Raw genomic sequence first — 12,565 nt, 5'->3', positions numbered from 1 at the left:
GGCTCGGCGGGGACCTCTGCCCGGCGTCCTCGCGGCCTGCTCGCGCCGGCTGCACTGACCCAGTTGCGCAAGGCTCGATTGCCCCCGAGATTGATAGCGATCTGCCGGATCGTCGCTGCTGGCCGCGTCTGGTACCCAGTCCTTTCACGACGTGCCGGTCCGTCGAGGGTGCCACGTGTGCCTTGAACTCCGGCGAATAGTTCTTCATGACCATGAGATGTCCGTTCCCCGGTGCTCAGGATCCAGCCTCTCATATGTCCAGGATCAAGGGTCATGGCCCCGAGCCCCTCGTATGAGGCCGTGCCGGACCGTCAGGCCTGCGGAGATCCAAGTCTCACGTGACCACGATATTAGGCTTTTGGAGGTGCCGCCGAGGTGCGGGGGTTTCGCGCTGAATCGCGCGTTGGGCTTGGAGCGGGCGGTGACGGCGCGGTGAGTCCGCTAGAGGTGGTTTGACGGCTGACGATTGGGATTACCTGCTGCATGGCTCGAGCGCATTCGCCTAGGCGGTCGCTGCGATCGGCGATGGGCTGCAGCGAATCGGGTTCGAAGGCTCTATTCCGGGCGGCTTTCAGTGCTTCGATGAGTAGGCCAAGCTGGTGGTCGTAGTCCTGCTGCATTTCGGTGAGTCGTTTGCCGAGCAGGATGGCCTTGATCCGCGCCATAAGAAGGAGGGAATTAAGTGGCTTGGGAAGGTAGTCCTCGGCTCCGAGTTCGAGGCAGCGGATGACGCTGTCAATCTCGTCCAGTTGGGAGATCATGACGACAGGTGTGTCGCGCAGCGCGGGGTCACCCTTCATGAGCTCCAGCGTGGTGTAGCCGTCCATCTGAGGCATGAGGATGTCAAGCAGTACGACGTCGAAGGATTCTTCCCGCATGATGCTCAGTGCCTCTTGCCCGCTTTCCGCGGCGACGACGTGCACTCCGCTGATTTCCAGTTTGTAGGTGACCATCATGCGGTTGGTTCGGTCGTCGTCCACTATCAGCACGCGACCTCTGTCCTGGGTCATGGTGTGCTCGCTCCCGGGGTGAGGGCCTCTTGCACGGCGTAGGCCTGGTGGTTGGGGGCAGCCTCGTGCAGGTTGTCGCTGCCTATGTAGGCGCCGAGAGCCGATCGGTCAGCTGGCGGCGGCTGGTGATGTCGAGCTTGCGATAGGAACTGGCCAGATGGGCCTCGACGGTTTTGGGAGTGACGAACAGGGCTTGGGCGATCTCGCGGTTGGACCTGCCGGCGGCTGCCAGGTCAGCAACGCGCCGTTCACTGGGAGTCAGGGCTTCAATTCCACCGGCCAGAGGACTGCGCGGGCGGGCACCACTGGCCTTGATCTCGGTGTTGATGTGCTGGAGGAGCGGTTGTGCGCCGCAGCGTTGAGCGATGTCGAAGGCTTCGGTGAGGAGCCTGCGGGCCTGGGTGCGCTGGCCAGCGCGGCGTAGCGCGGCGCCGTGGTCGGCGGCTGCCTTGGCGTATTCCAGCCGGGCAGGTGACGGGCGGAGGCGGTGCACCGACTGCTCGAGGAAGGCGGTGCCCTGTTCGCCGTCGTGTACGAGGCCGGCGACGCGTAGTGCCCGCCCGCGGGCCAGCGGCGCACCCCAGTCCCGGGACAGCCGCACTTCTTCCAGGGCCAGTGTTCGGGCTTCCTCGTCACGATCCAGCAGGTGCAGGCAGAGGGCGGCCTCAGATTGCCAGGGCAGGACTGCGGGGTTTTGCCCGCCGGCCGCCACGAAGGCTTCTCCTGCGGCCAGGGCGGCGTCGAGGGCGTCGCCGGGCTTGGCTTGCAGACGCAACAGTCGCGCGCGGCGCAAAAGAAGGTGGTAGATGAGGCCGGTGAGGGGGAGGTCATCGCTTTCCAGGGTCCAGTCCAGTGCGTCTTCGGCTTCGTCCAGGCGCCCCTGCTCCATGAGGATGTCGGCCATGATCGGGCCGAGGGTGATGTGGTGCAGGCTGATACCGGCGGTCTCGGTGGCTTGGATGGCTTCGCGGGCATCAGCCTCCGCCTCGGTCAGGCTGCCGCGGCGCAGCCGCGCCAAGGCTCGGTAGGTGAGGGCGGCCACCAGGCTGCTGGTTGACCCTTCTGTGTAGGCCTGGGTTACGGCCTGATCCAGGCTGCTGAGCGCTTCAGGCCGGTCGGCGCAAATCAGTACCCACCATGCGAGGGCCAGGGGTGTCAGTCCGACGGCTCGCTGAAGTAGCTCTCCATCCTGTACAACGCGAAGCGCCCGCGGCGCGCCGCGGGGATCGCCGACGACCACGTCGTGCCCTGCGATAACGCATTCAAGGAACCTGCCTCCCACCGTCTGGCCCGGCCCCAGCAGCCGTTGCCGGCCGACCTCGCGCAGGATGTCCTGGCGCATTTCAGGGGCAGCTGATTCGAATAGGGGTACGGAAAGCATGGCGGCGTGGAGTTTGGCAGTGAGGTCCTGCTCCTCGTGCGGCAACTGGGCCAGGGCCTCCCCCCACACCTCCAGGGCCTCGGGGATGCGTTGGGTCAACATGAGCCCGTTTCCCAGCTGATTGGCGATTTCGGCGCGCCGTCGGACACTGTCGGCGAGCGGCAGAGCCTCGCGCAGGTAGCGCACGCAGGCATCGGTGTCGGTGAGCTGCAGCGTCTGCCCCAGGTGGTGCAGGAGCTCCAGGCGCTGAGGGGCTGAGGGCGCCTCGCCCAGGGCTCTCTGCAGGTAGGTCACGGCTGCGTGAGGAGAACCCCGGCCCTGTGCATCGCGGGCGGCTCGCATCAGTACTGCCAGCAGCTGTGGGTCCCGGGCGGCCGGCAGACGCAGCAAGTGCGCGGCCACCTTTTCGGCTTCGGCGCCGGACTGGAGGAGCATGTCGGCGGCCTGGCGGTGCACCGCCCACAGATGTTGCGGTGCCATGGCTTGGTAGACGGCAGTTTGGACCACCGGGTGGCGGTAGCCCACCGGCGCGGTCTCATGAGCGAGCGGAGAGGCACGGAGCAGCTCGATGCGCTGCAGATTTCCCGCGGCCCGCATCGCTGTGTCCATGGGCAGGTCCGCTAGTACGGCCGCCTGTTCCAGGGGCACCTGCTCGCCCAGAACAGCAACCGCCTGCGCCAGCGCCAGGTCCTGGGCCGGGAGGCGATGGAGCCACAGGGACACCCAGCGGGCAACGGCGCGGGGGCCCACGCGGGCCACCTGGTCGGCGTTCACTGCGAGCGGCGCGACACTCTCAGCCAGCAAGAGGGCCGCTGTCTCCTTCAGAAGCAGCGGGTTGCCGCCGGTGGCACTGTGGCAGGCTGCCAAAAAGGCGTCCTCCACCGGCGCCCCTGGGGTGGCCTCGGCGAACTCTGCCCGCACCAAGGTGGAGGCGGCATCAGCGCTCAGCGCCCTGGGCCGCAACAACAGGCAGGCGGAGTCCGTGATGATCCGATCCAGCAGATGCCGCTCGGCGATCGGTTCGTCAGGACGCAGAGCCACCACGACACACAAGCTCAGGTTGTCTATTCGTGACTGAAGGTGGATGAGGAATCTCAAGGATGCGACGTCCGCCCAGTGCAGGTCGTCGACGATCAGCACCGTGGGCCGCTGCTCACACAGGTTGCTCGTCAGACACAGAAGCCCATGACGGACGGCGAAGTCGTGTTCGCCGGTGGAGTCGCCGGTGACCGGTCCGAAAACCGGTGCAGCCTGGCCGGCCGCGCCAGAGAGCAGCTGGTCACGTTGATCAGGGTCGGCGGCGGTCAGGAGAGGTTCGAACAGCTGCCTGACGATACCGAAGGAGAATTCATGCTCCAGTTCGTTTCCGCGGGCCGCTACCACGCAGTGAGCGGAGGACGCAACGGTGCGGATCTGCGCGAGCAGGCTGCTTTTGCCGATACCTGCGGGCCCCTCGACGGCGACGAACCCGCCTCGTCCGCTCCCGGTCCGTGTGACCAGGCTCGTGAGAGCGCCCATCTCGGCGTCACGCTCATACAGAGCACTATCCGGCTCCACACGCCCAGTATGCGCCGGAGCGCGTACCCGTACCTGCCCGTGCCTCGTGGAGCGCCGATGTCGGACATGGCGGGGCACCATCTCACCGTCGCCGGCTTGATAGCGACAGCTCAAGCATCACTGCAGCCTGCCCGAGACGCTCCCCCCTCAACGCATGGGAGACGGATCGTACGCGACGGCCGCCGCGGGCAGCCATGATCAACGGCTTTGATGTGGAGTGGGAACCGTTGCGTCGGCTGTTCGAGGGGCGGCTGGGAGAGGCCCACGAGCTTCCTTTACCTCGTCGGCCACATCGCCGGTCCAACATGTGTCCACACTGGTAATCACGCAAAGAAACTGATTCTTCACCTTCTGTGGCTGATCGTGAGGCCGAAGAGCCCCACCAGAGTTGGATGCCGGGCATGCCGCGCCTGAGAGGGGACGCAGACGACCACGCACCGGATCCGCCTGACTCGGCTCCGTGATACGCCGAACGCGGAGGCTTAGAGAGCCGATCGGCGCAGGCGCTGAGGCCTCTGCAGTCTCGCGGCGCAGTGCGTCCGCAGGTGGCCCAGTGCCAGGGCGGGCGGGGTGAGGCCTCGAAGGCGAGTTCGGCCGCGAACTCCGACATCCTCTTGCCCGGCCCGTGCGTAGCCGCGCATGCCCGCCGGAAGGACAATGCGCGCCTCCCCACCTTGATCTCGCTCGGGGCGGCACCCGACGCAACCAATCCCGAGAGGGCCGCAGGCAGCCGATCCCGGCGAAGGAGAGGAGGCATCAGGCGCGCACCCGTAGGTGAGGTGGCGGATGCGCGGCTGGGAGACGGCCCCGCGGTGCAGGGATCAGGGGGCGCAAAGAAGGCGGCTGCGGGTTGTGATCGTTCTCGTCGCGCGAATCGGTCATACATGCTGGTCAGGCTGGGTGTGAGTGGGGCTGCGATCTGGCGAACGACCGGCTTAGGGGTGGGGTGTTAGGGCGAATGCTAGGGGGGTTCCCCAATGTCCCGAATGTGCGCAATGCCTAAAAAGGATCACGTAAGCGTTTCCGCCTCGCACATCGGACGATCACCATGACGAGCATCACCGCTTCCCACTCATTCGCAGTCAGCGCTCCGGCCCAGACCGGCGATGGCTCCCAGGAGCCGGTGGTCGCACACCAGAACGAGCAGGAACTGCCCTCCCACCCCACCGCAGCCGGCATCGCCCGGCGCCACGCACGGCAGCTGCTGACCGACTGGGGCATGGAAGACGAAGAGATCTTCGACGCGCTGCTGGTGGTCTCGGAACTGGTGACCAACGCGGTCGAGCACGCTCTGCCCCCCATCGCTCTGCACCTGAAGGTCACCTCTGCCGCCGACGGCAGTACCCAGCTGCATGCCAATGTCACCGACGGCGGCCCCGCCCCCAGCGACGGAGCCTGGACGAGCAGCTGCGCGGCTGACGAACACGGTCGAGGCCATGACATCGTCGCCGCCCTGGCCGAGTTCACCACCTTCAGCGGCACTGACAACGGAGCCGAGTACGGCGCCACACTGACCGCAACCTGCGCCGCGTAACGCTTTCGCTGCCCTTGGTAAAAGCCATGACCCCCAGCACCCTCCGGCGTACATCGCCACGGCCCACGATCACCGGCCCCAGCCTCAGGGCACCCACGCACCAGGCTGCCGAACCGGTCACCTCGCGTAGCCAGGCAGCCACCCATCGTTGAACTCGTGGTCCACCACCACGGCCTTCGATCTCAGGCTCCCTTTCCCCACCTCGGGACGCTACGTCCCCACTTCCCTGGAGAGCGCCATGTCTATTTCAACCGCCCCTGCACCGCCTACTTCCGCCGCAGCCAGGCCCACCACCGTCCGACCGGCTGCTTACATCCGGCACTCGCCGCGCGACCCCCATGCGGCCCGCCACCACCACGAGGCCCTCAAGAGCTTCGCCGCCCGACTGGGCCTGCCGGCCCCCACCGTCTACGTAGACACCGGACGGACCCCAGGTGGCATGACGCCGCTGGAACGAATGGTCCGTGCCGTCCACAACGGTTCCCACCGCATCATCCTCGTTCCTTGTACGTCGGCATTCTCCGCCGACGACGCCCAGGCACGAAGGATCGTCCGGCTGCTCAGCCGGGCCGGCGCCAGCCGCATCCTCACCCTGCCCCCACCCCACCGCCGCCCCCGCTACAGCAGACCTGTCACACCGTCACCGACAGGCGACGAGCAGGAAGGCGACCAGACGTGAGGCGCCCGAGCCAGCCCAACCGCCGCGCCATTCGCGCCTGGCCCCCTCGCCGGACTTCTCTCCCCCGCTGGGCCCCGCTACCTCGCCCTGCCGCCCCCGCACGCCACCGCAGGCACGACCGCGGCCGACGGCCCGCCCCTCGCCACCGCCGTCCCGCTCCCACGGGGGCGCACAAGCACCGAGCCCCAAAGCAGGAGCCATGCAGATTCCCACGCAGATGCGCCACCACCGCTCGCCCAGCACCGCCGCCTACCTGCGCTGCTACCCCTACGACGCCACAGGAATGCCACACCACCACTGGGCCCTGGGTGCCTACGCCCGCCATCGCAACCTGCCCTTGCCCATCGTGTACTTCGACAACGGACGACGCTCTCACCGACCCGAGTTCGAACGCTTGATCCGCTCCGTCGCCGGAGGCTGGCACAACACCGTCCTCATTCCCGGCCCGTGGGTCTTCGACCTCCACCCCGAAAAGGCCGAAGACCGCCTACGTGAGCTGACCGCCTACGGCTGCCGAATCGTCGAACTCCCCCGCCCTCCCTGGTGACATCCCGCCCAGACCCGCCTGCGGTCCTGCCGGTACACGGCACCCGCCGCCCCCGGAAATCGAGTTCTGCATGACACCCCTGCCGGTCATCCCACCGCCGGCACCCATCCAGAACCGGCCCGCGCCCTTTGACATGCCGCCATCCGCAGCAGCTTCGCCCCCCTCTGCCTCAAGGACCTATTGATGCACTACCGCCGTGCCCTCGCACCCCGCTCTTCCTTCAAGCAGCGCACCCTGCTCGCCGTCGCCGCCGCCACTGTGTCCCTCGCCCTGGCCTCCCCCCTGGCTCACGCCGCCTCGACCGACACATGGGACAAGGTCGCCGAATGCGAGAGCAGCGGAAACTGGTCAACCAACAGCGGTAACGGCTTCTACGGAGGCATGCAGTTCACCGCGGCCACCTGGGCCGCCTTCGGCGGCCACGACCACGCCCCCCAGGCCCACCAGGCCAGCAAGGAGGCGCAAATCGCCGTCGCGGAGAAAGTCCTCGCCAAACAAGGGCCCCAGGCCTGGCCCGTCTGCTCCGTGACCGCCGGCCTGACACGCAAAAGCGAGACTCCCGCCCCCGCCACGACCCCGATACCCACACCGGACACGACCGCGCCCTCCGAACCGTCCACCACACCGACGGACAGCCAGGCCTGCGAAGCCAACGGCGCCTTCACCGTCAAGCACGGCGACACCCTCAACAATCTCGCCTCCCGTCTGTGCGTCGGATGGGAAGACCTTCGCGACGAAAACGCGATACCCGACTACACAGACCCCGACGAAAACCTCCGACCCGGCATGATCATCAAACACCGCCACGGACACCACGCCCACCACGGACACAAGCCCCATGGCCGCCACGCACACGGCCAGCACCCAATCCAGCAGGACGCCGACCCCACCGCCCAGCCCGAACAGAACCCCACCGAGCCCCACCCCATCGCGCCCGAAACAGGGCAGAACCCCAAGCCGGCCCCCACACAAGACCCCATGCTGCCGCCCGAGCGCGAAGCCGAACCGGACACCACCGCCCCAGAGCCGCAGACCGAACAGAAGACCACCGCCCCGAAGCCAGAGGCCGAACAGAACACCATCCCGAAGCCTGAGCAGAACACGCCCACTTCGGAGCCCAAACAGGCGAGCGGTCCGGTACAGCCGGCCAACGCCGAACTGAACACCACCGCCATGGGCACCATGCCGGTCATGGGCGGCGTAGTGACCACCCCCTACAAGCAGCCAGGCCCCTGGGCCGCCGGATTCCACACCGGTATCGACTTCCCCGTCCGCACCGGCACCTCCGTCGTGGCCGCCGCCGACGGAACGGTCGTCACCGCCGGCTGGCAGGGTTCCTACGGCAATGCCGTGATCATCAAGCACCCCAGCGGCATGTACACCCTCTACGCCCACCTGAAGTCGGCCTCAGTCCGCCAGGGCGACTCCGTCGACAAGGCCCAAGAAATCGGCCTGTCCGGCAGCACTGGCAACTCCACCGGCCCACACCTGCACTTCGAAGCCCGCACCAGCAACAACTACAGCGGCCACACCGACCCCGTCGCCTTCCTCCGCAGCCTCGGCGTCAAAATCTGACCCGCCAAACACCCAAAACGGCAATCCGGCAGCCCCCTCCGGACGAAGATCCTGCCATTCCTTGGAAGCAGGCATGGCGGCAGTGCCTAGCGGCCAAGGATCGGGCCCACTTACGTACAGGCTGCAGCGCAGCAAACCCCCTCGCCTGTCTCCGCAGCGCGAGAGTGACCAACTGACCCTCCTTTGAGAAGCAGGCTGCTCGAACAAACAAGCCCACTTCCCCTCAATTCACATCTCTCTAACGGCAGCCACACAGTTCACCCTCATGCCATACATGCCCTTCACTCAGACGCGGCAAAGCTGCCAGGCACTTGCAGCATCCACACACGAAAGGCCGGCATCATGCGACTTTGCGTTCTCCCGAAGCAAGCAGCCTCCAAAATCTACAGGTACGCCACGGGCGGACTCGCCGCGGCCACGATCCTGCTCGGCGCAACCTCGGCGCTTCTACCCACCCCGGCGTCCGCAACTCCCGCCAGCAGTCATCGGATTGACGCCTGGATCAAACATTCACTCGTGGTCATGAAGGCAAACAGAATTCCCGGAAGCTATAACGGGATCCACCGAAACCTCATGCGCGAGTCGAGCGGCGACGCCTTCGCAATCAACCTTTGGGATTCGAACGCAAAGGCAGGAATCCCATCCAAAGGCCTCATGCAGGTCATTGACCCTACATTCCGCACTTATCACGTGAACGGCACCTCATGGGATATCTATGATCCGATCGCAAATATTGCGGCAGCATGCAATTACGCGGCCCACCGATACGGTTCAATCGACAACGTGAACGGGCCGTACTGATGCCAAGCATTGTGGCATGGCTCAGCATGCTTCCCCTGGCTCAGCACACAGGACCGCGAGGTCCGCCGGTGCCCGAGCCCCTCGTGCGCCACCACTAGCGGTCCAGGGGTCATCAGCGCGCAAGGCGCAAACGACCGCGCGTCCTCGCCGGCGGCTGCAAGATGAGTTGCACGCGGACAGGTAGCCCCGTGAACACTGGCTCTGACCCAAGAGTCATGAGTTGCATTGACGACTTACCCCCTCAATGCTCCAGGGGCGCAGCACCGCTGTGTTCTCCACCCTGAGCCTCCTCGATGGGTGCGAGGTGCTGATCAGTAGGCCGCGATGGGTTGATAGATCTTCGGCTTCGTCCGTGGTCGATGCCCATTCGGCACAGTGATTTGCCCTGCAATCGATCGGGCCGAGCCAGCCGAGATCCTTCTCGAGGCGGAGCGGGGAGGCCCGAACAGGCCCGTCTCCCGGATGACGTGGAGACCTGGCTACGTCTTCAGCTCGGCAGCTACTGACCGGAATTCTCCCCTCGACGGCCAAGCGCCGACTCATGCCTCTGTAAAGGAGCATACGGAACACTCTGCCCACTACCGGTGAAGCGCACCCGGTCGCCGCTACCGGCGTGCAAGCGCTCTGATTCCCATCGGACCATGACTCCGCTCCCGAAACCAGCGGACAGCCCTACCGACGCGTCCAGGCCAATCGGCCGCTCATGCCGCAATGCGGCAGCTGGTCGGCTTCAGTGGCCGGATCACCCGTGTCGCCCCCTCTCTCAGACGATTCAAGGAGGCTGTGATGACCCCTCAACCCTTCCCCGTCCCCGACACCATCGGACCCAACCCGCCCGAGGGCCCCCGAGTGTTCACCGACTGCATACGGAACATGCTCGGCGGCCTGCTCGCCCTTGCCCTCGTCCTCACCGCCCTGGTGGTCGCGCCGTCGCGCGCCCACGCCGCCGTCAACAACTACTGGCCCCTTACGTGGAACATGCAAGGCGGGAACAGCGCTGACCAGAGCAAGTGGACTAGCGTCGCTGCGCTGTCCGCCGGCGGTCCCGGCAGGCGCGAGCACCGAGTCATCGCCCTCCAGGAAGCGGGACCTGAGACCTCACGGCCGAGTGCGGCGCAAGCGACCGGACAACGTTGGAATGGCCCTGTAGTCCCCCCATCCGCCCAGGATTCGAATAACCCGCTGCCTGCCGGCACGCGATACTCAGTCACCGAGTACACCTGGAACGTTGGAAGCGCCAGCCGGCGCCGAGACGCCTACCTGTACTTTATGCGAACGGACTTCTCGAATGGCAACCGAGTCAACCTCGCCATGGTCACGCGCACTCGGGCGACGAACGTCCTTTTCGTTGACCCGCAGCTGGACAATCGCGGCAGGCAGGCTCGTAGGCCATCATTCGGAGTGCAGCTCGACAGCCAGACGGTCTTCTGGGACGTTCACGCCGGATCCTATGGAGACAATGCATACAACGACGCCGACAATCTCCTGACCGCGATCGCGAACACGACCAGGCAGGCAGGCCTCGCCGAATGGTCCGCCCTCGGAGACTTCAACCGAAATCCGGACCGGCTCCGCGCCCTTCCTACCGGTACCGTCGCCTATCGGACGAACGCAGGAACTCAGCAAGGCGGCGGTGAGCTCGACTACATGGTAAGCAACGGCCAGAACCTGAACGGCTGGTCGGGGCGCGCCTTGGGCGGTGGCGTATCCGACCACTTTCCTGTCGAGTTCTTCTTTCGGGCCGCAGCCGAGTCGGCGACGGGTGATACCCCTATCCGAATGGCAGGAGACCCAACACAGTGCGTGACGGCCGTGGGCGCCTGGAAGCGGGTGGCCGCCAGCACCTGCAACGGAGGAGCGGAGCAGAACTGGAAATTCAACAACAACGGTTCCGTACAGACCTCCGCTTTCGGCGGGCAGTGCCTCGACATCAGTCGCGAAGGAACCTCCAATGCGACCGAAGTTATAACCTTTGCCTGCAATGGCCAAACGAATCAGAATTGGCAGGCCCGCGGTGACGGAACCCTGTACAACCCGCAGTCCGGCCGATGCCTGGACATCGGCGGAGTCGGTTCTCCTGCATATCCCGCGATTTGGGACTGCAATCCCGACAGCTCTAATCAGCTGTTCATGACCCTGTCGGGAGTTCCGCAGCACGAGGTGGCCATCAATTCGGACAGTACAATATCGGTCAACCGCATCAATACCTTTGGTGCGGTGGACCAGACGATCAACCTCGGCGGCCTTTCGACAAGAGTGGCCCAGCTGGAGGAGGCCGGGGTACTGCACATCTACCGTGTGGGAACTGACGGGCGTCTCTGGGCCGGAGACCTGAACGTCGCCACCGACCAATGGAGTGGTTGGTCCGCTAGCGTTGGCGGCCCAGGCACCCCCACAAATGTGACCGACATCGCCGTCAGTGCACAAAACGGTACGATCACACTGGCGGCCATCGACAACATGAGCCATGTGGCGGTTTCCAGAAGGTCTCAGGGATCGTGGAACAGCTGGGCTAATTTCAGCAATGCCACGGCAAAGAGAGTGGCCATGGTCCCAGTGCCCGGGTACTTCAACGAAGACACAGGCAGCCGGGTGTTTGACCGGATGCATTTCCTCACCATCGGCACCGACGGGCACGTCTACCAGGACAGCAGCAGGATAGATTCCGACGGCAGCTTGCAAGGATCTTCCGGTGCCACCGAAATCCCTGGGAACATCGCCAATGCGAGCAGCCTGACCGGCAGCCTGAGCGGTAGCAGCCTCACCGTGGAGATCTCGAACACCAGCGACTATGTGTATTCCCAGACCATGGATACGCGTAGGGAATCGGATTCCCAGGGCACTTCCTGGGCCTCGAGCTGGACGCAGGTGCCAAATTTTCGGGCACGCAACCTGACCAGCGAATCTGCCCCCGGGGTGGTTCGGGCCTGCGGGGTCTCAAGTGACAATCGCGTCACTTGCGCCGAGAGAGACACTCACACCAACAGTGTTCTGCCCTGGGTCGTCGGAACTCTCGTCACTGTGGCGGTCATAGCCGTCTTCGCCGCCATTGTCTATTTCTTTGCCCCAGCTCTTCCTTGGGTAGCTTCAACGCTAGCGGAGGCAGCTCCCCTCATTGTCCACCTCAAGGTTCTATAGGCCTGATGGCAGCGCGGCAATCCCTGCAAATCCGAGTGATCGTGTGAGCGGCCGGCCGCAGTGAGGGAAGACGCTCGGCGGCTGTCGCAGAAGCAGCGGAGCTCCGGTTCTCGGGGGGGGACCTTGATGGTCTCCCCCCACCCGGAGCCTCGCTGTGCCGCGAAACCTCAGGCAGGACGATGGGGTCCGCCGAGTCGCTCGTGGGCGGCGCTACTGATCTTTTCGTTGATTCAGTGGATGTGGCGGCTTTGTGGGTGGGAGGCTGTCGGGGTGTCCTACAAGTCTTCGTCTGGTGTGTCCGGTTCTCCTGTTCCTCCTTTGAAGCGGCCTGAGTTGGCGGAAG

General features: G+C 65.4%; 7 protein-coding genes. 5 read left to right on the top strand and 2 right to left on the bottom strand.

The annotated features are described in order from the left end of the window. Positions 1-350: 350 nt before the first annotated feature. Positions 351-1,010 (bottom strand): response regulator, encoded by a 660-nt coding sequence (locus K7B10_RS39815; protein WP_229344634.1) that lies wholly within the window; start codon positions 1,008-1,010, stop codon positions 351-353. An 82-nt stretch (positions 1,011-1,092) separates the two neighbouring features. Next, positions 1,093-3,948: a helix-turn-helix transcriptional regulator gene (locus K7B10_RS39810; RefSeq protein WP_229344632.1), complete on the bottom strand. Its 2,856-nt coding sequence runs from the start codon at positions 3,946-3,948 to the stop codon at positions 1,093-1,095. Between the two features lie 1,048 nt (positions 3,949-4,996). Here K7B10_RS39810 and K7B10_RS39805 point away from each other — a divergent pair. From K7B10_RS39805 to K7B10_RS39780, 5 genes are all read left to right on the top strand, one after another. Further along, positions 4,997-5,482, top strand: a complete 486-nt coding sequence (locus K7B10_RS39805; protein WP_229344630.1) for an ATP-binding protein — start codon at positions 4,997-4,999, stop codon at positions 5,480-5,482. An 878-nt stretch (positions 5,483-6,360) separates the two neighbouring features. Continuing rightward, a complete protein-coding gene (locus K7B10_RS39800) occupies positions 6,361-6,708 on the top strand; it encodes a recombinase family protein (protein WP_229344628.1) in 348 nt (115 codons plus the stop codon). A 183-nt stretch (positions 6,709-6,891) separates the two neighbouring features. Further along, positions 6,892-8,283 (top strand): peptidoglycan DD-metalloendopeptidase family protein, encoded by a 1,392-nt coding sequence (locus tag K7B10_RS39790; RefSeq protein ID WP_308284679.1) that lies wholly within the window; start codon positions 6,892-6,894, stop codon positions 8,281-8,283. 522 nt (positions 8,284-8,805) lie between these two features. Next, complete coding sequence (locus K7B10_RS41445) at positions 8,806-9,084, top strand: transglycosylase SLT domain-containing protein (protein WP_308284678.1); 279 nt, start codon at positions 8,806-8,808, stop codon at positions 9,082-9,084. Between the two features lie 1,401 nt (positions 9,085-10,485). Continuing rightward, the gene (locus K7B10_RS39780; protein ID WP_229344624.1) at positions 10,486-12,222 is read left to right on the top strand and encodes a ricin-type beta-trefoil lectin domain protein; all 1,737 of its coding nucleotides are present in this window, start codon (positions 10,486-10,488) and stop codon (positions 12,220-12,222) included. Positions 12,223-12,565: the final 343 nt, after the last annotated feature.

Source organism: Streptomyces flavotricini (genome assembly GCF_020639365.1).
GTDB classification, from domain to species: Bacteria; Actinomycetota; Actinomycetes; order Streptomycetales; family Streptomycetaceae; genus Streptomyces; species Streptomyces flavotricini.
Note: the sequence above shows the minus strand (reverse complement) of the source record. Positions and strands in the feature narration are given on the sequence as shown.

What these genes read in the sequence shown, in the direction of transcription:
- K7B10_RS39805 (WP_229344630.1), top strand. Translation starts at nt 4,997, where the DNA reads ATGACGAGCATCACCGCTTCCCACTCATTCGCAGTCAGCGCTCCGGCC.
- K7B10_RS39815 (WP_229344634.1), bottom strand. Translation starts at nt 1,010, where the DNA reads ATGACCCAGGACAGAGGTCGCGTGCTGATAGTGGACGACGACCGAACC.
- K7B10_RS39800 (WP_229344628.1), top strand. Translation starts at nt 6,361, where the DNA reads ATGCAGATTCCCACGCAGATGCGCCACCACCGCTCGCCCAGCACCGCC.
- K7B10_RS39790 (WP_308284679.1), top strand. Translation starts at nt 6,892, where the DNA reads ATGCACTACCGCCGTGCCCTCGCACCCCGCTCTTCCTTCAAGCAGCGC.
- K7B10_RS41445 (WP_308284678.1), top strand. Translation starts at nt 8,806, where the DNA reads ATGAAGGCAAACAGAATTCCCGGAAGCTATAACGGGATCCACCGAAAC.